This is a genomic window from Singulisphaera sp. GP187, from assembly GCF_900129635.1.
Taxonomy (GTDB): domain Bacteria; phylum Planctomycetota; class Planctomycetia; order Isosphaerales; family Isosphaeraceae; genus Singulisphaera.
On the sequence record NZ_FSRB01000001.1, the window covers coordinates 703307 to 725830 of the forward strand.

Consider the following 22524-nt stretch of genomic DNA (forward strand, 5'->3'; position numbering starts at 1 on the left):
ATGTAATGGGCTTGCGTCGTCATGAGAATGTTTATGAGATTTGTTGGTGCGAGTCAATGTTGTGATGGATTCAAAGCTGTAAGCAGATAGTACAGAGTTTTCGGCTCGAGCCGAAACCCATCACCACGACCCGTCGCTTCGAGTGCTATGCCATTGGAGTCGAGGGGGCTGACGCGGAGATCCTTCGCGTCGGGGCGATGGAAGGCGACGTTGCCGGCGATTTCACGGACGAGCCACGGGTCGGTCCCCAGGCTCACGATTCGTTTCGTGCCGTCGGCTTCCGCCACGGTCTGGAAGCCCGCGGGCTTCTCCTCCGACATCGCTTGCAGGAGGATCTTCTTCGACCTGACGATCGGCGCCCCGTCGAGCGATACTGCGACGATATGGCCGAGCTCCAGGGGCGACTCGATCGTCAAGTCGGCCAACCGCACGCGGCCGGCCTTTCGGAGGTTGCCACTCAGACCCTGAGCGGAGGGGGCGTTGATTTGGAGGATTCCCTGGCCGTAGTCGAGTCGAAGCTGGCCGTGAGTGGCCGTCACCACCTGCGCGTCGCGCTGGACGAACGGGGCGAGGTTTTTCAGGTTCACATGGCCCGGTTTATCGGTGAAGTCGACCGTGACTCGGCCCGCGAAGTGGACGAGCGGATCGATCTCGGTGGTGGCGGGTCCCGCGGAATGGCCGTTCGCGTCCTTGCGGCGGAGGTCATCAAGCGCGGCGGCCTGGTGGAGGGGGGAACCCTTCAGGGACAACAGGTCCTCGAGATTCAGGTCGAGGTCGACCAGCACCGCCCCCGGCTTGACCAGTGCGTTGCGGTAGATCAATGCCGCGGCGGGGAACTGGCCCATCATGGCGGGAGACATCAGGGTCCAGGGCTGCATGAAGTAGCCCGGTTTGACCGCCCAGGTCGGACTGTCCTGGGCAAAGTGGACGATCGCGTCGCTGTCCTGGAGTGCACCGTAGGCTGCATAGAAGAGAGGGGCTTCGGATCGATACCGGTTCGGCCGGTTGAAAGTCGTCTCGGAGATCATCGACGGTTTGGAGCCGTATTGCGGATCGGACGCGGGGTGGGCGAATTCCTTCGGTTTCCCCGGTTGCTCGGGGTCGAACCGCAGAGCGCTTCGGTCGGCGTAAGTGTGACCGTTGCGGATGGACCAGTCGGAGTTCTCCCCCTTGGCCAGGCAGGAAAAGTATCCATGGCGGTCGATGAAATCGGTTGACGTGTAGCTGTACTTCTCCAAGGGGCCAAGGATGGCCTGGCTCGCGGTCGTCCAGTTGGAGGCGGTGATCAACCCCCGGAAGCCGAGCGTTCGAAGGTTCTTGTAGGTTGCCTCATAGAAGCCGCGCTGGCTCTCCAGGAGGAAGCGAGCCGTGTCCTTGTCACGCGCCTTGCGTTCGTTGGCGATGTTCCAGGGCGGCCGGAAAGCGATCCGTCCTTCGTCCGGTCGGTCGCGGGGGAGTCGGACGCCCTCCCAGGCCGCCAGTGCCTGCTCGAGAAAGCCGTGCTTGTGCTTTAGCCAGTCCCCGAACCGGCTCTCGAGGATTCTCAGTTCGGGGTCGGGGAGATTCCGATCGGTGAATGTCCAGAAGAAGTACGAGTCTTCATTGAGGATTTCCGCCCCGAAGACCGCCGGTTCGTCGATCAACCGCTTGCCGGTTCTTGCGCTCGGGGTGGTGAGGAGCGCCTTCCACCATTCGCGGTACTGCGCCTGGAAGTCGTCGTCGAAGAAGAGGGCGGCGAACGGCTTCTTCTGGCCGTCGTATCCCTGGAGGACCGGGTTGTCGGGGCCGGGGCTCAACCACAAGGGAAAGTAAATGGAAAAGTGCGTGTAGATGCCTTCGTGCTTCATGGCCTCGACGATGTCTTGGGCGTGGGCGATCTCCTCGGATTTCAATGCGCCGGTCTTGCCGTCGAAGTAACCGTGGTGGACCCGCACGAGATTCACGCCGTACTTGGCGAGCATGCGGGCCTCGCGACGCAGGTCGTCGTAGTGCTTGGACGCCGGACCGTTGACGGCCCAGAATCGCACGGGAACCTTGGTCTTCGAATGGATGAAATTATCACCATTGACGCCAATGAACCCGCCATCGCCGGCCATCGATTCATTGAGCGTCCGCAGGTCAAACCCGGCGATACTCGCCCGCGGGACCGACGGCGGATCGAAAACGAACCACCCAGGATTCTCAGCCTCGGTTTTTGGGGTCCGGGAATGGGCCTCGCCGGGCTTGGCAGTACCGCGGGGAGTGAACGGTTCATCGGCCAGGACGAAGCAGTCGATGGCGCCATGGTTGTGGTTGGCACTGTCCATCCGAAACTCGACGGTGTTTGCGCCTTGCTTGAGGCTGACGCGGCCGACGTTCACCCAGGCAAGGAATCGAAGATCGACCTTGTCGTCCGCCGCGATGTTGAGGCGATCTTGGAGGCCTTTCTCGAGGTCGATGGCTTTCCAGTCGCCACCGTTCAGCCGGTACGATAATTGAGCCGGCGTGGGGTTGGCCCGCACCCAGAACTCGCGATTTTCCGATCCAGTGATGAGCACGCGGTAGGACATCACGCCCGGCGACTCGCCCCAGTTCGTGATGAAGTCGCCGCCGGAGAGTTCCGCTCGCTTGACCTGATCGTACCAGGAGGGATGCCGCGTGACGGCTGCACGCTCGGGCCGCTCGCCCTCGACCCAGACGGAATCGGCGCGGGCCGGAAGTGCCGCGATCAGGACAAGGGCGAGGCAGGATCGGAAGCGCGCAGGCATGGCAGGATCCTTGATTTGTCACGCGCGATCGGTGTGCGGCTTTCGAAGCCAGCCCCGTGAAGTGCGAGCCGGCTCGTAACGGATCCTATTGTACGCGAATGCACTCGACCCCGGGAGCAGGCTCAACCCCCGTGAACCGTAGACACGAGGAGCGTGTCGACTTGAAAACGAAAGGATGGGAGGCAGCCATGCGCAAGCTCGCCAGTATCCAGACAGTCAACGCCGTCGAGCCGATACCGAACGCCGACGCCATCGAGAAAATCCGCGTCCTCGGTTGGTGGGTCGTGGTTAAGAAGGGCGAACACCAGCCGGGCGATCAACTCGTCTACCTCGAGATCGATTCGCTCCTGCCCGAGCGGCCGGAGTTCGAGTTCCTCCGCGCCAGCAGTTTTAAGCCCGCCCAGGCGGATGCCACCGGCGCTGTGACGCTCCCGGCCGGATTCCGAATCAAGACGGTCAGGCTTCGCGGCCAGGTGTCTCAGGGGATCTGCTTTCCGCTCACCATCTTGCCGCCCGGAGCCCCGACCGACGAGGGGGCCGACGTCACCGACCTGCTCGGCGTCCTGAAGTGGGAGCCGCCGCTGCCGGTCGGCATGGGTGGGAAGGTGAAGGGCCAGTTCCCCGCCTTCCTCCCGAAGACCGACGAGACCCGTGTTCAGGTGCTGGAGTCCGTGCTGGTCCGGCATCGCGGCAAGCCGTTCTACGTGACGGAGAAGCTCGACGGCACGTCGTGCACGGCCTTCATCCGACAGGGGGAATTCGGCATCTGTAGCCGGAACCTCTGGATGGACGAGGCCGACGAATCGAACGTGCTGGTCCGGGCTGCAAAGGGCTTGCGGCTGGAAGCGAAGCTCCGGGCCGCTCGCGACCGGCTTGGCTTCGACCTGGCGATCCAGGCAGAGGTCATCGGGCCGGGCATCCAGAAGAACAAGTATGCGCTGCCGGCCGTGACGCTCCGCGTGTTCAGCGTCCTGAACGTGGATGCCTACCAGCTCTTGGATCACGCCGTGTCCCTGGCGCTTCTGGACGAGATGCAGCTCGAGTCGGTGCCTCAGCTCGGAACCCTGGTGCTCGACCACTCCATCGATCAACTCGTGGCGCAAGCGGAGGGGACCAGCGTCCTCAACCCGAAGGTCCAGCGCGAGGGAGTGGTGCTTCGGCCGCTCGCGGAGGAATATGACGAGGACATCGGCGGCCGCCTCAGCTTCAAGGCGATCAACCCGAAGTTCCTCCTGAAGTACGACGAGTGAGACGCGGATGACGGCGTTGCTGACCCTCCCGCTCGAGCAGAACACCGTCATCTCCGCTATCACGGCATCGGCGGTTCGGGAGCAAGCGGAAGCCAGGGACGCGAAGCGGCCTGTTCGTGGATGGCCCGGACTGCACTGGAGTGGCGAGCGTTCGCCTTCATGTAGTCCAGGTATTTCGCCTCCTCGGCGATCTGTCGTTTAACCAAGAGAGCCTTCTGCGACTTCGGGTCGAGCCCTTGCAACACCTTCTTGAATTCGGCCATGTTCGCTTCAGTGATCGACATCGCGTACCGCTCTCCGGCTTCCAGTTCAGCGAAATGCTTGGCGGTCGCAGAGTACTCCCGGCTGAGTTGATGCCACCGCCATTGGAGGACACTACCGAGAATAACGGCCAAGGCAGCGACTCCGACCATCATTTGCCGCACCGTGAGCCGCACGCGGGGCAATCGCATCGTTTGGTCTCCTCACGGCCTCTCAGACGGGGGGAATGCATCGAGCCGAGATCAAGAAGGAACACTATTGGGGACATTCCAATAGTGTTCGGCACTCCGTTTGCTGTGGGGGGGGCGATCCGAGCAACGGCAAGCCGGCAACCCGGGGAACTCCCCCTCAGAGCGTTTCACACGACCCTGTGGGGCGGGCGGGGGACCTGCGGCCCCAGTGGGCACGAGCTTTCGGCTTTGCTGGGGGAGGGACAGGGAGCTCACGCTCCCCACTTGCCTTTCGCACAAGCGAAACCAGCCACCAGGCCAGCGCATGCTCGCCTCCCAGGCGAGCGGGGAGCGTGAGCTCCCTGTCTTCCTGAAGCGAGGAAGCCTGGCCGACACGGCCGCCCCGCAGAGGCGTGCGGGACGTTCTCGGTGACCTGGGGCGAGCCGACGACTCGGGTGAACTACAAACCACCGCGCAGCAGCGAACACCGCGGACTTGGGAGTCGAGCCGCGGGCACTACGTCTCTTCAGATTTTAATTTACTAATATGGTCCAAGAGTTCCTCAAGGCTCGCCCAGCCTGCGAAGTACAGACAGATCATCTCGTAAGACCGGAGCGTCGGCTTGCGGCCCGTCCACAGGCTGATCAGCAGACACGCGATGATCGCGCAGTACGCCTGGATCTCGATCCCCTTGGGATGCGTACTCAGCAGGTGGCGACAGCCGAGCACGTGCTTGAAAAATCTAAAGAAGAGTTCAATTGTCCACCTGTGTCGGTAGATGTCAGCGATCACCTCGGCGGGAACATCCAGGAGGTTCGTGGCGATCCGCAGCACGCCGTCGCTGGGAGGACCGGCCGTGCCCCCTTTGCGGCCCCCACGCTTGGTGTGGGGCGTCGTTTTCACCAGAATCACCCGCACCCGATGGGCCGGCCGCTCGTCGGGCTTCTTGGCGGCGCCGAGGTCCACGATGAAGTCGCGGAGGACGTCGGCAGCCGCGGCTGTCGCCGAGACCGGGCGCTCTTCGATGACCGCATTGAGGTTGCTGTTGTCGCGGATGCGGCAAACATAGCTGCTCCCCGCGGCCACGATGTCGTTCCAGAGGGTGAACTGGGCATACCAACGGTCCAGGACGTAGCAGTGGTCGGACTGCAAGGCGGCGCGGAGTCGGTTCTTCTCGTCGTTATGGCCACTGTTGGCAGCGGCGCTGACCTCGATCCGGGTGGGGACGTGGCGGTCGATGGCGAAGTGGGTGTGGAGTCGCCAGCCGCTGTGAGAGCCGCCGTTCTTGTCGTTCATGAAGGCGGCCTCGGCGATGGTCTTGAGCGTCTTGACCACGCTGCCATCGACGGCCGTCAGGGCATGGGCGAGGTGGCCGCCGCGCACGTCGCGGACGGGCTTCACTTCGGCGGCGAGGGACTCGATGATGCCGCGCAGCCGCTCGGGTTCGAAGACCTCGACGGCCTCGGAGAGCGACCCCAACGAGGCCCGGGCGCAGCCGAGCTTGCGCTGCACGTTGTTGAGTGTGCTCGCCTGTTGCAAGGAGCGCAAGGAACGGAGGACTGGGTTGAAGAGGAAGAGTAAGACGAGCATGCAATACTGATCGTAATGCAGGCTGCGATTACCGGACCTGTCGCGTTGGCAGCCGACATCGTGGAGTTGGTCGAGCAGCGGCAGTAACCGCTCGACGTACTTCAACCCCTGGATATCTCGGGGTTTCAGAGGTTTTGCTGAGCGTTTTGCCATTCCCAAGGCCCTGCCAAAATGACGGCAAGATGCACTTGAGTGGAGAAGGCGCAAATTCTGTGCCGAAAGTCCTTGCGAAATCCCCGTTTTCGGCCCTTGAGGGCAAGATTGGCCTGGGTGGAGATGGCGCAAATTTCGTGCCGAACACTATTGGGGACATTCGTCAATTTTGCCGTTATCTGGGCAAAACGGGCTATTGCGTGGAGCCTCACAGAAATGATTTTTTTCTATTTTATAAAGACTACTTCAACTATTAAAAATGTCGCTTTTGAATTTCCTGAAAGTAGATCTCTACTGACGGGTCGGAGCCGAGTTTCAGGACGAGGTGGCTGTTGTTCGCGGCCTGTCACGCGACAGGCCAGGAACCAGAGATGGTCCCGATCATCCACCTGGCGCACGTTCATGGGGTAGCTCTTGTGCGGCCCGGATGAGCGGAAATGGTCCGTCTCGGTTTGAATGACGAGTTCCTTGATCTTGGCGACGGGGTCCGGGCCAGCGAGAAGGCCGGCGGAGAACGAGAGAATGGGACGCGTCATAGCGGGGGCTCCGCTTGCTGTCTCAGTAAGGCATACCACAGGCTCGCCAATTCGATGATTCGTCCAACTGACGAAGCCGAGGACTCTGAGCGTCTCGCCACCGCGCACAAAAAAAGCCCCGCGTCCATCCCTGAACCCGGGGCCGCCTTCTCGTTAATCTACCGCCCCGCTCACGTCTGCTCGCCCAACGTCACCGGGACCAGTTCCGGTACGTCCTCTTCCTGCTCACCCGTCGTGACCAACGCCACTGACGCGACGATGACGACCATGGCTGCCCATCCCAGCGGGGCGATCGGCTCATGAGCCACGACACTGCCGAGCAGGACCGCGACCACCGGGTTGACGTAGGCGTAGGTGCTCAGCCGCGCCGGGGTCGTCTCCGTGATCAGCCAGCTGTAGGCGGTGAACGCCAGGATCGAGCCGAAGCCGATCAGGTAGAGCCACGCCAGCCCTGACGTGACCGTCACGGACGACAACTGGAACCCCGCCGCCTCGCCCCTCAGCAACCCGAGCCCCGCCAAAATGGCCCCGCCCGACAGCATCTGCATGCCGGTCGAAAGCGCGGGCGACTCGGGCAACGCCGCCCTTCGAAGGTAGAGCGAGCCCACCGCCCAGGCGAACGCGGCGAGGAGGATGGCCAGCGAACCGGCCAGCATCGCCCCGTTGGTGTCTCCGCCTTCGGGAGTGACCAGCAGGCCCACGCCCATCAGGCCGATCATCAGGCCGACCGAGGTCCGAATCCCGGGCCGCCTGCCGCCGAAGAACCCCCAGGCCGTCAGCACCAGCCAGAAGGGTTCGGAGGCCACCAGTAGCGCCGCGATGCCCGACGGCACGTACTGCTCCGCCCAGGTCACGCAGCCGTTGCCCAGCACGAGCATGAGGATGCCTGCCACCGTCGCCCTGAGCCACTGGGCGCGGCTCGGTAAACGTGCTCCCCTCGCCAGCGCCCAGCCGCAGAGGATCGTCCCGGCGACGAGGAACCTCGACCCCGCCATGAGCAACGGCGGCATCGACTGCAGCCCGAAGCGGATCGCGAGGTAAGTTGAGCCCCAGACCAGGTAAACGACCGCGAAGGCCGCGACGGTGAGCCACTTCTTCCGTTCAGACTGCATTGCCGTCCCCTTCCGGGATCAGGACCGTCGCCGTCTCCTTGAGCGTCTCCATCACGATCGTCGTCCGCGTCGAGCGGATCGCCGGGATGACGCCGATCTTCTCCCGCAGCAGCTTTCCGAGGGCCTCGACGTCGGCCACCCGGATCTTGATCAGGTAGCAGTCCTCCCCGGCGATGTGGTGGACTTCCTGCACCTCGGGGATCTCGGCCAGCATCTGAGCCGAGTCGATCCCTCCCACGCGGTCGTCGGATCTCACGTAGGTGAAGGCAACGAGGCCTGAGCCGAGCTTCCTGGCGTCGAGTCGGGCCTCGTACCCGCGCACGAGCCCGCGCTCCTCGAGCTTCTTGACCCGCTCCAGCACACCGGAGGGCGCCATGCCCACGCGGCGGGCGAGTTCGGCGTTGGAGATGCGGGCGTCCGACTGAAGGAAGTTCAACAACTGGCGGTCGACGGCGTCGATCATTCGAGATCCTCCGGGGATGGGAGAATCTTTGGCGTCAGGCGATGGAAAGTCAAGGCCGGCGTTCTGAGAATTGGCGAAGGTGGGGAATATCGTTCGGCGAAAACGGCGGATTGGGGATGAATGTTCTGTGAAGGAGGCGGGGCGGGTCCGTGTACCGATCGGGGAGTCGCGTCATGCTCCGCAGGCATGGGACCGAGGCAGACCCATGCGTTCTACAGCCGAAGGGCGGGCATGCTGCCCGCGGCGATGGCTAGGAAGAGTAAGAAGAAAACGGGAGGGACGTTCATGAAATGTGTCGATTGTTTATAAAATATATAAAGACTATTAATTAGAAATCATGTGATTTAATATTGGCTAATCGAAAAAGGCCGCTTGCGCTCGCCGTTCGCCCATGCTACGGCTGAGGGATGGCAACGACAATGAGAATTTGACCCGACGACGAGGCCCGAATGGAATCGCCCGGCCAGAGTGGGGTTGGGCCTCTTGGTGAACTTGATAATTTCGTGAAATCATGAATTATTGCGTTGTTAATGTGATGCCTCGCTGGTAGTGTTGTGCAGGCGATGCTACCGAATGGCGAGCGATCGGGGCAAGGAGGCTTCCACGATTAGGCAGAGGTATGACTCGGCTTTGGCCTTCACTTCTCCTCCTCATCGCTTCCCTGATGCAGGATCAACTCGAAAACGAAGACATTGACTGCGAATATGTCCAACCCATCCCGAAGCCAGGAACCCAGGCACCCAAAGTAGAGCCTACGTGCTCCCTGCCCCCAATCTGTCTGGATGTCGGTGGTGCTATCTCGTCGAGCTGAGTGGCTTCAGCCTGGCTAACCACGACAAGGAATTCTACTCCGCTGAATCATCGAATCACCACCGTAAGGCCACCCTTTGCATCAGAACTGACTAACGATCGCCCGACTGCTGGGCGTTATCCTGTGGGGCCAGGGACAAGGCAAAGTCGAGCTCACTCCTCATCCTTGCCTATTGACGACCTGCCGTCCTCTGGCCCCGAAGTGTTCTGCACGTTGGTGATGATCCTCAGGAGCATTCCGGCCAGAAGCTTCCTCTCGGCGTCATCAAAACCCGCCAAGGCCTCTTCGGCGTACTGCGTCCGCATCGCCAGCAAATCGGGGAGCTTGGCGAGGGCCGCCGGAGTCAGCCGGATCAGGCTACTGCGTCGATCGGTGGGGTCGGGTTCGCGTTGGATCAAACCCTCGCGTTCCATCCGCGAGAGCGTCCCTGCCATCGTTGGTTGCTCGACGCAGGCGATCCGAGCCAGTTCGGTCTGCGAGAGCCCGGACCCGTCCTGCAGTGCCGCGAAGATCGGCAAATGGGCACCGGCGAGGCCGAGTGACTTGAGTCGCGCGTCTCCCACGCGGGTGAGCAGCCGCGCCGTGCGGCCGATCAGGTTCTCAGCGGTGTTCTTCGGGACCCATGCCATGGAACGGATTGTCCCAGGCTTGACCTTGCTCCGCAAGACCATAGGATGCTATGTATCTGGCCGCCCGACTCGGAGAGACCGATCATCCAGGGAGGATCAGGATGAAGAAATCCCCTCGTATCGCGATCGTGGGTGGAGGGCCCGGAGGCTTGGCGCTCGCCCGGATCTTACACTTACGGGGAGTCTCGGCCACCGTGTTCGAGCGGGACGCCACGTCGATCCAGAGGTCGCAAGGCGGGTCGTTGGATCTCCACGCCGACACCGGCCAGCACGCCCTGCGGCTGGCGGGGCTGGAGGATGAATTCCTGGGCATTGCACGGTACGAGGACCAGGGCACCCGCCTCTTCGATCGGGACGGAGTTCTCCATTTCGAGGAAGAGGGGGAGGCGGCCGACTTCGACCGCCCCGAAGTCGATCGGACCGCGTTGCGGCAGATCCTCCTCGATTCCCTCCCGCCCGGCGTCGTGCGGTGGGGACACCGGTTGCACGCAATCGCGCCGCATGACGACGGGACCAACGCGTTGAGATTCGAGAACGGACAGGCCGCGACCTTCGACCTGGTGGTGGGGGCCGACGGCACCCGGTCACGCGTCCGGCCGCTTGTCTCCGATGCCGTGCCGGTCTACAGCGGGATCTCGTTCGTATCGTTGGGCTTCGACGACGTGGATCTGCAGCATCCCGAGATCGCCCAACTCGTCAGGCACGGGATGTTGTTCGCCATGGGGGAGAACCGGGGATTGATCGCACACCGGGACGCGAACGCTCATGTGGGCGTCTACGTCGCGCTTCGCGTGCCCGAAGATTGGGTTTCGTCGGGCATCATTGACATAAATCGCCCTTCCGATGCGAGAGAGAAACTGGCCGGGTATTTCGCCGGTTGGTCCCCCAATCTGGTCGCGATGATCCGCGAGTCCGGCGACCGGATCGCCATCCTACCGCTCCACGCCTTACCCGTGGGCCATCGCTGGGAGAACCGGCCGGGAGTCACGCTCCTCGGCGATGCCGCTCACGTCATGTCGCCTTTCTCAGGGGAGGGAGTCAACCTTGCCATGATCGACGCGGCGGACCTGGCCGTCGCCATCGCCGATGCCGAGGATTGGCGGTCGGCAATTCTCAAATACGAGGAGGCGATGTTCACTCGTGCGGAGGTCGCCGCCGCCGGGGCGGCGGAAGCCATCGAATCCGCGTTTTCGGACGATGGGTTTGAATATTTGTTGAAGCATATGAGGAGCCGTCATGAAGTCCAACGTTGACCACTCCGGATCGTCGTTTGAGGCCGAATTGGCCGCCATTGCTTCAGGGGATGTCGGTGTTCTGCTATCAGCGGGGAAGAAAAGGAATCCGATCAATTGCTATGCAATTCTGGATGTGCATGAGAGTTAAGATTTATTCTCTGTGATTTACTACATGCCAGGGGCCGGAGCGAATTTGCCGTGTTCGCGGCCGACTGCGGTTCCGGAGTGTCGACTCCAGTCCAAGTCGCTACATCGTTTGCCGGGTCCATCCCTCGCCACCAAACGGGTGTTCTTGAGCCACCGATTCCCGGAGTCTCTACAAGTCGCCCGCCGAAAGGGGGCGTTCACACGATCGACCCACGCCAGATCGCGGGGAGTTGGATTGCCATGCCACTGCTTTGGGTCGCCTGCGAGCCAACCCGGCAGGCTCGACCACTTCCCATGGAACGCAAAAAGGAGCACAGCTTTTGCTGTAACTCCCTTAATTGACTTCAGGTTATGTGTGAAAAATGTAAAGCTGGGGATCTAGGATTCGAACCTAGACTAACTGCTCCAGAGGCAGTCGTGCTACCGTTACACTAATCCCCATTCGGTTTGGGATTGTTGTCCCTTTCACGAATGAGAGATGAGTCTACCGAGTCGAAGCGTTCGATGCAAGGGCGTATTGCTCGTGAAATCATTTTTCGGGAGGCAAAGAGGGGCGTGCCTGCCGATCAGGAGTACGGGTTAATGGGGCGGCTCCACTGGCTCAGTCACCATTGAACTGAACTCATGTTTGGGTTGTGGGATGGGGGCCACCGGCAAGACTTACCGACGGATCGAGAATGCTGGTTTCGGTCGGATTGAGCAAGGCTTACGCGATTCATGAAACGGTGGTACGCTCGGGAGGCTGCGATTTGGGACGGCTCGCTCTCGACCAAAGTTGTGGGTGGGCACGAGGCACAGCAGGGGCAGGATTGCGTGCGAAGTGAACGGGGTCAAAATGGGTTCGACTGGCCGAGCGCGGTGATGGCGCTGGTGACGACCCTGGCGCTGGCTTGGACCGTCTGGTTGCGGTTCGGCAGTGAGCCGGCTGTCGAACCGCCGACGGTGGGATCGGCCGTTCCTTCGCTACGGTTGCGCGACGCGACCACGGCGCAGCCGATTGTCTTGGTAGGGTTACGGGGCAGGGTGGTCTGGATCACTTTCTGGTCGGCGAATGCGCCCGGCGAGTTCGCCCAGCTCGATCGGGTCTGGGGCCGGCTTGGATCGAGGCGCGGGTTTTCCATGGTCGCCGCGGCGGTTGACGACCAGGCGGGCCAGCGCGTTCGCACGCTGGTCGGTCAGGCGAAGACGAGTTTGCCGGTGTACCTGGCGTCGCCGGAAACTTGCCGGGCGTTCGGGGCGACGGCTCCGAACTTGCCTTTGCATTTGTTGATTGATGAGGACGGTCACGTGGGGGCGATCGCCAACGGGGCAGGGGGCGATACCTTCTCTCGGCTGGCCGACCTTGCGGAACGGTGGCTCGACGAGCGGGAGCCACTCGGCAAGACACGATTCGCCACCCTTGGACGCGAAGGCTTTGAAGTCCGGGCAGGTCGTCAGGGCCGGTCAGACTCGGGTTTGGGGGCGAACGCTTCGAGTCGAGCGCGAAGGGCGGCGGCGGCGCGGCGCGGACTGGGGGCCCGGACGACGGCCGAGCTGACGGCGACTCGGCTGGCACCCGCCTCGAGGACTTGTTCGATGTTTTCTTCGTGGATGCCTCCGATGGCGAACCAAGGGAGGGTCGTGGTCTCGGCGGCGTGGCGGACGAAGGCGAGGCCCGCGAGGTCGGAGAAGTCTTTGGTGGCGCTGGTGAAAACGGGGCCGACGCCCAGATAGCTGGCGCCGGCGAGGATCGCCTGTTCGAGTTGCGGGCGGTCGTGGGTCGACACGCCGATCAGGGAGACCGGGCCGACGATCCGACGCGCATCGCGGAGGGTGACGTCGTCCTGGCCGAGGTGGACGCCGTCGGCCCCCGCGAGCCGGGCCAGGTCGGGGCGGTCGTTGACGAGGAAACGGGCGCGGGCCTGGGCGGTCAGGATCCGGACTTCGCGGGCGCGTTGGAGCCACTCGCGGTCGGGGAGGTTCTTTTCGCGGAGTTGGATCAGGTCGGCACCCCCCGCCAGGGCCTCGCCGACGACCCAGGTGAGGTCGCCCAGCGTCGGCAGGCCGCCGACCAGGACCATCAGGCGGGCCTCGCCCAACGCTCGCCTGGCGCCGACGGCGGTGAGGGTCAGTTTTTCCAGGGTATAGACGTCGTACCGGAGGACTTCGAACCGGCCCGAGAGCCAGACGTCGATGAGCTTGGTGTATTCTTCCAGGGTGCGCAGGGCTTCGCCGGTGCGTTTGAAGTTGGCGGTCAGGACGGCGCGGGGGTTTTCGCGGGCCTGCTCGGAGGCCGTCATGATGTGGGTCCCGACGTCCCCGCGCGTGTCCCGCGAGCCGATCAAGGTGTCGGGGTCCAGGCCCTGGACGGCCGCGGCCAGGCGGTGCCGGACATCCTTGATCCGTCGGGTGAGGCTCGAGTCATCCAGGGCGAATCGGACGTAGTCCTCGACGACCCGAAGGCCCTCGCGGGCCCGGTTCGCGGAGGCGTCGAGGATTCGTCCCAGGTCGACGCCCTGACCCGGCTCGGTCAGCTCGAGGGGGGGAATCTCCGCGTCCAAGGGAAGTGGCGCGGCCTCGACGGTCAACTCGGGCGCGAGGTGACGGAGCAGGCTCGCCAGTTCGATCCCGGCCCCCGCCACGATGTCGGCGGCCGGCCCCGCGTTGGAGACGAGGCCCGCCAGCAGGTGTTCGGTGCCCACGAGTCGGGTCCGATCGTAGGCGCGCGCCTCGTGCTTCGCGTCGCTCAGTGCGTTGCGGAAGGCCGGCGACTGAGGCAGGGGGGCGCCCTGTTCCGATTCCACGGGCTCGGAATCGGGCGCGGCGAGGCCGAGCGCTGACCAGACTTGCGCGGGATCGAGGCCGAATTGGAGCAGGATCTCGGCGGCGCGACTCTCGGGTTCATCGACCAGGGCGGCGAGCAGATCCGTCGGTTCCACGGCCTCGGCGCCTCGATGACGAGCCCGGTTCTCGGCCCGTTCCAGGGCCCGAATCGCCCCCTCGGTGAACGTTTCCTGCATGAGACCTGATCCTATCCGTTCGTATCGCGCCACACCGATCGCGACGTGCCTTGGTGGTTCGCCGAAGCGCCCGACGACTTCAGGTCGGCGGGGGGCCCACGCGGTTTGCGGCAAGTCAGGGCCCATCAGGGACGGGGCTTCCTTGACCAGGGGAGCAACGGCCTGGTTCGGGCCGTCCCCTCGCTTGATTTCCGCTTTGGCTCTTGCCATGATAAGGACATTGTCCTGAGAGTTCCAACCCAAGACAATGCGCGGGCGATTGCGGACTCTCCACCGCTCTGCCACTCGGTCCCACCCCTTCCTTCTTCAAACTTCAGGAACCCACCGTGTTCGACCGAACGATGCCCTTGATGTTGGCCGCCCTCTCCCTGCTCTCGGTCACCTGCGTAGTTTCCGCCGACGAGCCCGCCAAAAAACCCACCTCGGTGCTTTCGTTTCAGGTAAACGACATCGACGGCAAACCCGTTGATCTCTCCAAGTACAAGGGAGAGGTCCTCCTGATCGTCAATACCGCCAGCCAGTGCGGAAACACGCCGCAATACGAGGGGCTCGAGGCGGTCTACGAGAAGTACAAGGCCCAGGGATTCGAGGTCCTCGCCTTCCCGGCCAATGAGTTCGGCCGTCAGGAACCGGGGACGAATGCCGAGATCAAAACATTTTGCAGTACGAAGTACAACGTCAAGTTCCCGCTCTTCTCCAAGATCGTCGTGCACGGGAAAGGCATTCACCCGGTCTACAAGTTCCTGACCGAACCGGAGACGAACCCCAAGTTCGCCGGCCCGATTTCTTGGAACTTCGCCAAGTTCCTGGTCAATCGGAAGGGAGAGGTCGTCGCCCGCTTCCTTCCCAAGGACGCACCCGAGTCCGCCACCGTCACCAGCGAGATCGAGAAGGCACTCGCCGAGCCGAAGTGACTTGAACTCGTTGTCAGACGCTGACTCGCACTGACCAATGCGGCTTGGACCGAGCCGCAAAACCACAAAAAAAAAGAGGGGGACCGAAGCCTGAGCTTCGGTCCCCCTCTTTTTATGTGATGGGTTGCTGACAAGACGGTGGTCAGTGGGAAATCACACGAATTATTGAAAATTCAAATCCTAAATCATTTAACCACGAATCACACGAATCATTGAAAATTCAAATCTCGAATCATGGTTCAATGATCGGAATTGGTTCTATTCGAGTCATTCGTGTGATTCGTGGTTAATTTCCTGCGGCTCAGCCAGGGGAGGATGTTCGGAGGCTGTTGCCAATGTCGGCGATCGCCGGCTTTGGGGGCGGTGGTAGTGTTTTCGGGTTGGCGGAGACGCGATCGCCCGGTTCGAGTCCGGAGCGAACCTCGACGTAGGTTGAGTCGGCGACACCGAGGGTGACCGGTTTCCACTCCCAGGTGGTCACTCCCGTGGCGTTTTTCTTCGCGAGTGCGGAGTAGGCCTGGTCGCCGACCCAGTGGATGGCCCGGAGGGGAACGCGGGTCACTTGGCGGTTCGACTCGATCAGGAAGTTGACCTCGGTGCTCAGGCCGGGGCGGAGTTCGTCGAAGCCCCCCGAATCGATGTTCACCGTTGCGTAGTAGACCTGAACGTCGAGGTTCGAGATGCTCGCCGGCGCCGGGATGGCCGTGACTTCGTCGACGGTTCCCTGGAGGGGGCGGTTGGGGAAGGCGTCGATCCGGATGATGACGCGCTGGCCTTTGTGGATCAGGCTCGTCTTCGATTCGTTGACCCGCGCCTTCACGCGCATGTTCCGTGGGTCGGGGACGTAAAAAATCGGTTGCGTCTGACGGACCGTGACGCCTTCCTGGATCTGGGCCTCCACTCGCCCCCAGCTATTCGTCTGGTTGGCATAGACGATAATCCCATCGCGGGGGGCGCGCATCGTGCAGTTGGCGATCATCAACTCGAGTCGCTTGAGTCGCTGGGTCTCGAGAGCGAACGCCGCGTCTTGGGACGAGAGGTCGGCCTTGATGGCCTCGATCTTCGCCAGCCGGGCTTTCATGATGCGGGGCATCGTGAAGCTTTTCAGCCGGTGCTCCATGCCTTCGGCCTCGGAGAGGACGAACGAGGCCTGGAGGTCGGCCAGTTCGTCGGCTCTGACCTGGGCGTTGGCGCGGAACCCTTTCTTGGCCGCGTCACGCGACCATTCCAGGTTGAGCCGGGTACGTCGCGCCTCGGTCCGGCAACCGACGATGTACTGGAGGATCAACTGGACGTCTTGAGGATAGATTCCCTCTTGATACTCACGGAGGGAGATCTCATTGACCTCGAGGATCGATTTCGCTTGCTCGACCCAGGACTTGGCCTGGAGGTAGCGAATTTGCTGGGCCTGGAATTCCTCACGGAACGCGGACGAGTCCAGCTCGCAGACGACGTCGCCGCTGACGACGCGGGTCCCCTCGGGGATGATACTGATAATTCGGGTTGAGCCGGGCAGTTCGGTCGAGCCGGAACCTCCTCCTCGGCCGCCACCGCCACCGCCACCGCCGCCACCACCACCGCCTCCGCCCATCATGACGTTGCCTTGGGCCTTGGTGGTTCCCTGGGTGGAAGGAGCCTTGGCGGCGCCACGAAGGGGGATGTGCGGCTCGACAATGTAGTTAAAGCTCCGGATGTCGGGTCGTTTCATGACGGCGGAGCCGGCATCGGCCGCGGTGGTGGCCGCGGGGACCGGAGTCTTCGAGGCCACACCGGCGCCTGTCACCTTGGCCTTGGTGCCGCCCGCTTTGGCCGTCGCCGCCCCTTTGCCTTGCATGGCCGCCTTGGGCGCTGCCGCCGCGGCGGGCGTCGCTTGCGGGGCGGCGGCGCCGGCGGCTTGGCCGTTCGCCCCGCCTCGGCCACCACCCTGGCCTTTGCCCGCCGCGCCTCCGGTCATGCCGATCAGGGCTTCGACCTCGCAACGAACCGTCGCGTTGTTGGCGCTTTCGAGCGTGCCGTTCTCGGTGACGACCAGGGCCACGTCCCCCCGATCGACGACGACGGTTTCCACGAGCGGGGCTGTTCTCGACCAGACGCGCGAGGGCCGTACGACCGTCGCGAATACTCCGGAAACCACGATGCCGGCGACGACCGCGGCAAACGCCCAACGCCGCCAGGATGGCCTACGCTCCTCAGGGATGACGAGCGTAGGAGGGGAAGCAAGCTCATCCGATGACATGAAAATTTCCTCGCAAACTCACACGCAAGGGACGAAACCAACCCAGCGACCCGGTGCGCCACTCACGACAAGTCACCTCTATTATCGACCGATTCGGCTGGGGGTCAATCATTTCCCAAAGTCGTCAAATGAAGCCATCTCCGGGCCCCATAAGCGTTTGGGTTCGTCTTGCCATGGTGGCATATTGGGACCCTTGGGAAAAATCGAAAAAGTCGTTCTACGTTAGAAATAGCGACGAACGGACGCGGCCTGGCCACCTTCGGATTGTGGTCACGCTGTATTCATGCCGTGTTTGCGAATCGGCCACGTTGAAGTCGACGCCTTCAAGTGAGCCTTGCAGACACGTCGCGCGGTCCTTGGGTTAAGAACCTAAGCCAAGGAGTGAGCTGGGGTTGTGATTGGAAAGGTCCTCGGTGTTCCTGTTGGACCGCACGCCGAGCGGCCTGCCTCTTGACGAGCCTCTGGGATCTTGGAGTCGGCACCATGTTGCAGTTGCGTCATTGGTCGAAGAGTCACGAGGAAGGCGGCCGCGGAAAATCGTCGCGCCGCAGGCGGTTGGAGTGGGACTGCCTGGAGGAGCGCATGCTCCTGGCGACGGCGGGGTACGACTACGTCCTGAACGGAACGCGTTGGGCCGACCCGAGCCACATCACGTATAGTGTCGCTCCTGACGGCGTACTCTGGGATCACGGCCCGAGCAACCTGAATGCCACCTTCAACGCCAAGTTCGGCAACGGGGTCTGGCAGCGGCAGATCGCCTTGGCCTTGGCAACCTGGGAGTCGGTCGCCAACATCAATATTGCCCAGGTTGCCGACTCGGCCTTGGGGTTCGGAATCTATGGCAAGCCGCAGGGGGACCCCCGGTTCGGTGATATCCGGGTGAGCGGGTCGAGCTTTTACAACCGAGACACCCCCACGCTTGCCATCGGCTACTACCCGCCTCCCCAGGGGACGACCGAGGCGGGGGACGTCGAAGTCAACACGACGAAGAACTTCACGATCGGAGGGGCGGGGGGGAGCTACGACCTCTATAGCGTGTTGCTCCACGAGACCGGCCATGCCCTTGGACTGGACCATTCGCTCAACCCCAAGGCCGTGATGTACGCCTCGTATCAGGGCGTTCAAGCCGGGCTTCAGCCCGAGGACATCGCCGGGATCCAAGCGATCTACGGGGCTCGGGTCGCGGATCCGTACCAAGCGCAGGGGCTCGGCCAAGGCTGGACCAGCGCGATCGACGTGACGGCCGGCCTGGGGAGTGCGCGGCAAACGACGGTGGGGAATGTCTCGCTGGCGACGATCGGCGCGACCGAATACTTCACCGTGATCGCCCCGAATACTCCGGGCGCCACCCTGCAAGTCACGGCGGCCGCCGGCAACGTGAGCCTGCTCAGCCCCAAGCTCAGTGTTTTCGACGCCTCCGGGAACCTGCTCGGGGCGGCGGCGAATCCGTCGGCCTGGAGCAATAATGTCTCGGTGAATACCGCCCAGCTCGTGCCCGGCCAGCGCTATTACATTACCGTGACGGGGGCGACCCGCGATGCCCTTGCGGTCGGAGCCTATCAGCTTCAGGTCGCGTTCACGGGCGGCAACCCGCCTAGCCAGGTTACCCCTCCCTCGGGAACGGTCTCTCCTCCCTCGGGAACGATCATTGCGCCTCCGACGACCGGGCCCGTGAGCACGGTGGGCCCGGATCGGTTCGAGCCGAACAACACCTCCGCCTTGGCGACCAACCTCGGAATCGTCGTCAATTCCGTCACGGTCGGAAATTTGACGCTCGACACGGCAGGCGACGTGGATACCTTCGTCCTGCGGAATGGCAAGGCGGGGATTTACCGGATTCTCGCGGGAGGGGCGGCGATTCGCGTCTTCGACCGGTTCGGGAATCCGCTCGCGTCGGACGTCGGGGAGCTGTCGATCCGGGTTTTCAAGCCTCGGACGCCGCTCTATGTTCAGATCAGTTCGGCAACCGGAACGGGAAATGAGAATTATTCATTGATCGTTTCCGCACAGAAGGGGAAGGGAGCGGTCACGCCTCCGGTCAAGGTCCGGCGCCCCGTCCTTCGGCAGGGCGCGCACCGCCTGGTTTGACCATGGCGCCAGGTCCATTGAAGCGGTCGTCGGGCGTATGGTAGGGTGGGCGCACCGGAACCCCCGGTGCGCCCACCCTTTGCTTTTTTTTCGGATCGAGCAGGCGCAAGCGCCTCGGGCCAGACACAACCAAAGGAGCGACGTCATGGCTGAATACTCTCTGCCGCCCCTGCCTTATGACTACGATGGCTTGGAGCCGCACATCAGTGCCAAGACCATGCAGTTCCACCACGACAAGCACCATCAGGCGTACGTCAATAACGTCAACGCCGCTCTCAAGGATCATCCCGAACACCAGGGGAAGCCGATCGAGGAGCTGATCGCCAATCTCAACGCGCTACCGGAAGCGATCCGCACCGCGGTCCGCAACAATGGTGGCGGTCATGCCAACCACTCCTTGTTCTGGCTGATCATGAAGCCAGGTGGTGGCGGCGAGCCGACCGGCGCGTTGGCGCAGGCGATCACCAGTGAACTCGGTGGGTTTGCCGCGTTCAAAGAGGCCCTCAACAAGGCCGGCACCACCCGGTTCGGCTCGGGTTGGGGATGGCTCGTCGTGGGCAAGGACGGCAAGCTTGCCGTGACCTCGACCGCCAACCAGGACAGCCCCATCATGGAAGGGCAGACCCCGCTCATGGGCGTCGACGTCTGGGAACACGCCTACTACCTCGACTACCAGAATCGCCGGCCCGACTACCTCACCTCCTGGTGGAATACGCTCAACTGGGAAGAGATCGGGCGACGGTACGACGCGGCCAAAGCCAAGTAACCGAATCAAGGCCCGCGCGGCTCCCGCGGGTTCTCGGGTCAAGACGCGCCAGACCGCGCCTTCCCGGCCCGTTGTGGAGCCATTGACCAATACCGGGATTTCGGTATGATCCGGACGCGCTGAGGGGGGAAACACTCTCTTTGGCGGCGTCCGGTTTCCGTTAGCCACTTTGCCAGACACCTCGTTCGGTGGAACATCTCGACGCCTCGGCACGATGCATGCGACGCGATCGCCCGCTCTGGGCCGGTCGCGGAGCGCGTCCTTTTTCCAAAGAACGAGGAGACTCGCCGATGGATCGGCTCAAATTGACTCTGGCCGGTTGTGGCCTTGCGGCGGTTCTGACGGTTTCGGGTTGTCGTAACCTCCGCTCCGAGGTTCCCCCGGGGCGACCGTTCGGCAGCCCAGCCAGCCAGCCCTCGGTCGGGTTCAGCTCCGACCCTCATCCCAACACCGGTCTCGGCCTTGGGGCGGGCGCTGGCGCCGGCTCCGGGAATCTGCCAGGCGGTCCCGGCATGGGGCCAGGCTTGCCGCAAGATTCAGCCGGCCAGTTTGGCACTCCGCCGCCCGGTGCGTCCGACAAGTATGGGGCGCCGACGGACAACGCCTATGGGCCTCCCGGGACCTCCGCGCTCGCTCCTCCGCCGTCGATTGGAACCGATCCGTCGGCTCGGTCGGCTCCGCCTTCGGGGGCGCCCGCGGTCCCGGACTCATTCGGGACGGGTCTGCCGGGGTCGGCCCCCGCACCTCAATAAGCCGATTGGCGCAGTTCCCGATGGGTGGGCGGATCAGGCTCGAGGATCATCGAGGCCGCGTATTGTCGAGGTTCTTCGGTCGGGATCGCCAGCCCAGCGGTGAGGTTCCGGGCGCCGCGGGTTGGAATGAGCTCGTGGCATTCGGCGAAGACTCGCCCGAGTCTGTTGCCCATGTCACCACCCCAGTGGGTCTGACTTCGCCATGGACGAGTCTCTGACAATCCTCTTTGAGGATGCGCATTGCCTGGCGACGGTTAAGCCGGGGGGCGAGTTGACGCAGGGGACGAGCGGAGGGCGGGAGACGACGCTCGAGGCGAGGGTCCGCCGCTACCTTCGTCCCGACGATCCGGGCGCGGTCTACCTCGGCACGGTGCATCGGCTGGATCGACCGGTCTCGGGGGTGATTCTCTGGGCCAAGACACTGAAGGCGGCTCGTCGGCTGGCGGCCCAGTTCGCCGCCCGTCAGGTGCGCAAGGAGTACTGGGCGATCGTCGAAGCGACGACCAGCCTGCTTGGTGTGGGTGACGAAGGGCAGTGGGTCGACTGGCTGACCGACCCTGACGGCTCAGGGGTCGTTCATTCGGTCGAGACCCAGGCGCCGGGGACCCGCCAGGCGATCACCCGCTTCCGAACGAGTCCCGCCTTGAGCCTGCCGGTGGCCACGAATTGGCTCCGCCTCTGGCCGGAGACGGGCAGGACCCATCAACTCCGGGCCCAAGCGGCCCACCGCGGGATGGCGATTTTGGGGGATCTGGCCTATGGCTCCGGCCGCCCCTTTCCTCAAGGGATCGCCCTCCACGCCCGGGCGCTTCGGGTTCGGCACCCGATCCTGGGCACGCCGATCGACCTGCTCGCGCCGGTGCCGGACACCTGGCGAGAGCAGGGGATCGTCTTGCCCGAATCGGCGAGCCCCGAGTTCGAATAGCCGGATTCCTCCTCGATCGCCGGCGATGACCGTCGCTCCCGCTGCCCCTGCCGCCTCCGCGTTATTCAATGGCGATCTTGATGATCCGGAGTCGCAACGTTCCCGCGGGAATGGGCACTTCGACCTCCTCATCGAGTTTCTTGCCCACCAGCGCTTGCCCGATCGGGCTGGTCAGCAGAATCTTATTCTGGTCGTAGTCTTCGTCGCCGGGCCCGACCAGAATGAAGTCCTCCTCGTCGTTCATATCCAGGTCGAGGACGCGAACCCGAGAACCGAACACCACCCGGTCGGTGGGCAGTGTCGACTTGTCGACGATCATCCCCCGGCCGAGCTTGTCCTGTAGCTCGTTGATCCGCGCCTGAAGCATGCCCTGCGCCTCGCAGGCTGCGTCGAATTCGGCGTTTTCGGAAAGGTCGCCGAAGTCCCGTGCCGTGGCAATTTGCTCGGCGATCCGGGGCATGTCCTCATTTTTCATCTTGTCGAGCTGGGCTTTGAGTCGGTCATAGCCTTCCTTCGACATCGGAATTCGATCCGTGGACATGCCTATCTGCTCCCAATCGTCCTGCGGCCGCGTCGCGCTTATTAGGGCATAAAGCTTAATATTGGACGCCGCTCGGGAACGCATCAGTGGTCTTTGGAATGGTGTGGGGAAGTCCCTTGGAAGTCTAGAAGCAAACACCGCGGCGCCCGAGTGAACCCGGTGCCGCGGTCAATATCGCAATTTAGACTAGTCTTCACG

18 protein-coding genes and 1 tRNA gene are annotated in these 22524 nt (G+C 63.1%); 7 read left to right on the top strand and 12 right to left on the bottom strand.

Annotated features, from left to right (window positions below):
* Positions 1-53: 53 nt before the first annotated feature.
* Positions 54-2747 carry a hypothetical protein gene (locus BUS42_RS02810; protein ID WP_074305079.1) on the bottom strand — a complete coding sequence of 898 codons (2694 nt, stop codon included), beginning with the start codon at positions 2745-2747 and terminating at the stop codon, positions 54-56.
* A gap of 188 nt (positions 2748-2935) precedes the next feature.
* Here BUS42_RS02810 and BUS42_RS02815 point away from each other — a divergent pair, with 188 nt between their 5' ends.
* On the top strand, positions 2936-3997 hold the full coding sequence (locus BUS42_RS02815) for an RNA ligase (ATP) (protein ID WP_074305081.1): 1062 nt from the start codon (positions 2936-2938) through the stop codon (positions 3995-3997).
* A 59-nt stretch (positions 3998-4056) separates the two neighbouring features.
* Here BUS42_RS02815 and BUS42_RS02820 read toward each other — a convergent pair whose 3' ends face one another.
* From BUS42_RS02820 to BUS42_RS02840, 5 genes are all read right to left on the bottom strand, one after another.
* Positions 4057-4449, bottom strand: coding sequence for a hypothetical protein (locus tag BUS42_RS02820; RefSeq protein ID WP_074305083.1), 393 nt, complete (start codon positions 4447-4449; stop codon positions 4057-4059).
* Positions 4450-4945: 496 nt separating this feature from the next.
* A complete protein-coding gene (locus BUS42_RS02825) occupies positions 4946-6172 on the bottom strand; it encodes an IS4 family transposase (RefSeq protein ID WP_074304436.1) in 1227 nt (408 codons plus the stop codon).
* A 706-nt stretch (positions 6173-6878) separates the two neighbouring features.
* Positions 6879-7820: a drug/metabolite exporter YedA gene (gene yedA, locus BUS42_RS02830; RefSeq protein ID WP_074305085.1), complete on the bottom strand. Its 942-nt coding sequence runs from the start codon at positions 7818-7820 to the stop codon at positions 6879-6881.
* Positions 7810-8283: an Lrp/AsnC family transcriptional regulator gene (locus tag BUS42_RS02835; RefSeq protein WP_074305087.1), complete on the bottom strand. Its 474-nt coding sequence runs from the start codon at positions 8281-8283 to the stop codon at positions 7810-7812. The genes yedA and BUS42_RS02835 overlap by 11 nt, the downstream gene beginning before the upstream one ends.
* 963 nt (positions 8284-9246) lie before the next feature.
* Positions 9247-9723, bottom strand: a complete 477-nt coding sequence (locus BUS42_RS02840; RefSeq protein ID WP_074310606.1) for a MarR family winged helix-turn-helix transcriptional regulator — start codon at positions 9721-9723, stop codon at positions 9247-9249.
* 101 nt (positions 9724-9824) lie between these two features.
* On the opposite strand from BUS42_RS02840, the gene BUS42_RS02845 reads away from it, so the two are divergent.
* Positions 9825-10976: an FAD-dependent oxidoreductase gene (locus BUS42_RS02845; RefSeq protein ID WP_074310608.1), complete on the top strand. Its 1152-nt coding sequence runs from the start codon at positions 9825-9827 to the stop codon at positions 10974-10976.
* 499 nt (positions 10977-11475) lie between these two features.
* Here the strand turns inward: BUS42_RS02845 and BUS42_RS02850 are convergent.
* The 3 genes from BUS42_RS02850 to BUS42_RS02860 form a co-directional block, all read right to left on the bottom strand.
* Positions 11476-11546 (bottom strand) — tRNA-Gln (locus BUS42_RS02850).
* A gap of 389 nt (positions 11547-11935) precedes the next feature.
* A complete protein-coding gene (locus tag BUS42_RS43460; protein WP_159452152.1) occupies positions 11936-12271 on the bottom strand; it encodes a hypothetical protein in 336 nt (111 codons plus the stop codon).
* 267 nt (positions 12272-12538) lie between these two features.
* Positions 12539-14314, bottom strand: coding sequence for a thiamine phosphate synthase (locus tag BUS42_RS02860; RefSeq protein ID WP_254053265.1), 1776 nt, complete (start codon positions 14312-14314; stop codon positions 12539-12541).
* A gap of 116 nt (positions 14315-14430) precedes the next feature.
* Between BUS42_RS02860 and BUS42_RS02865 the strand changes: the two genes are divergently transcribed.
* Positions 14431-15018 (top strand): glutathione peroxidase, encoded by a 588-nt coding sequence (locus BUS42_RS02865; protein WP_074305091.1) that lies wholly within the window; start codon positions 14431-14433, stop codon positions 15016-15018.
* Positions 15019-15319: 301 nt separating this feature from the next.
* On the opposite strand, the gene BUS42_RS02870 is transcribed toward BUS42_RS02865, so the two are convergent.
* Positions 15320-17254 carry an efflux RND transporter periplasmic adaptor subunit gene (locus tag BUS42_RS02870; protein ID WP_254053266.1) on the bottom strand — a complete coding sequence of 645 codons (1935 nt, stop codon included), beginning with the start codon at positions 17252-17254 and terminating at the stop codon, positions 15320-15322.
* A 483-nt stretch (positions 17255-17737) separates the two neighbouring features.
* On the opposite strand from BUS42_RS02870, the gene BUS42_RS02875 reads away from it, so the two are divergent.
* From BUS42_RS02875 to BUS42_RS02885, 3 genes are all read left to right on the top strand, one after another.
* Positions 17738-19342 carry a matrixin family metalloprotease gene (locus BUS42_RS02875; RefSeq protein ID WP_074305093.1) on the top strand — a complete coding sequence of 535 codons (1605 nt, stop codon included), beginning with the start codon at positions 17738-17740 and terminating at the stop codon, positions 19340-19342.
* Between the two features lie 145 nt (positions 19343-19487).
* Entirely contained in the window at positions 19488-20108 is a 621-nt protein-coding gene (locus BUS42_RS02880) for a superoxide dismutase (protein ID WP_074305095.1), read from the top strand.
* Positions 20109-20398: 290 nt separating this feature from the next.
* Positions 20399-20860, top strand: coding sequence for a hypothetical protein (locus BUS42_RS02885; protein ID WP_074305097.1), 462 nt, complete (start codon positions 20399-20401; stop codon positions 20858-20860).
* Here BUS42_RS02885 and BUS42_RS44680 read toward each other — a convergent pair.
* On the bottom strand, positions 20854-21033 hold the full coding sequence (locus BUS42_RS44680; RefSeq protein WP_074305099.1) for a hypothetical protein: 180 nt from the start codon (positions 21031-21033) through the stop codon (positions 20854-20856). The two genes, BUS42_RS02885 and BUS42_RS44680, sit on opposite strands and share 7 nt — an antisense overlap.
* Positions 21034-21062: 29 nt before the next feature.
* Between BUS42_RS44680 and BUS42_RS02895 the strand changes: the two genes are divergently transcribed.
* Positions 21063-21785, top strand: a complete 723-nt coding sequence (locus BUS42_RS02895) for an RluA family pseudouridine synthase (protein ID WP_074305101.1) — start codon at positions 21063-21065, stop codon at positions 21783-21785.
* 61 nt (positions 21786-21846) lie between these two features.
* On the opposite strand, the gene greA is transcribed toward BUS42_RS02895, so the two are convergent.
* On the bottom strand, positions 21847-22326 hold the full coding sequence (greA, locus tag BUS42_RS02900) for a transcription elongation factor GreA (protein ID WP_074305102.1): 480 nt from the start codon (positions 22324-22326) through the stop codon (positions 21847-21849).
* Between the last annotated feature and the right edge of the window lie 198 nt (positions 22327-22524).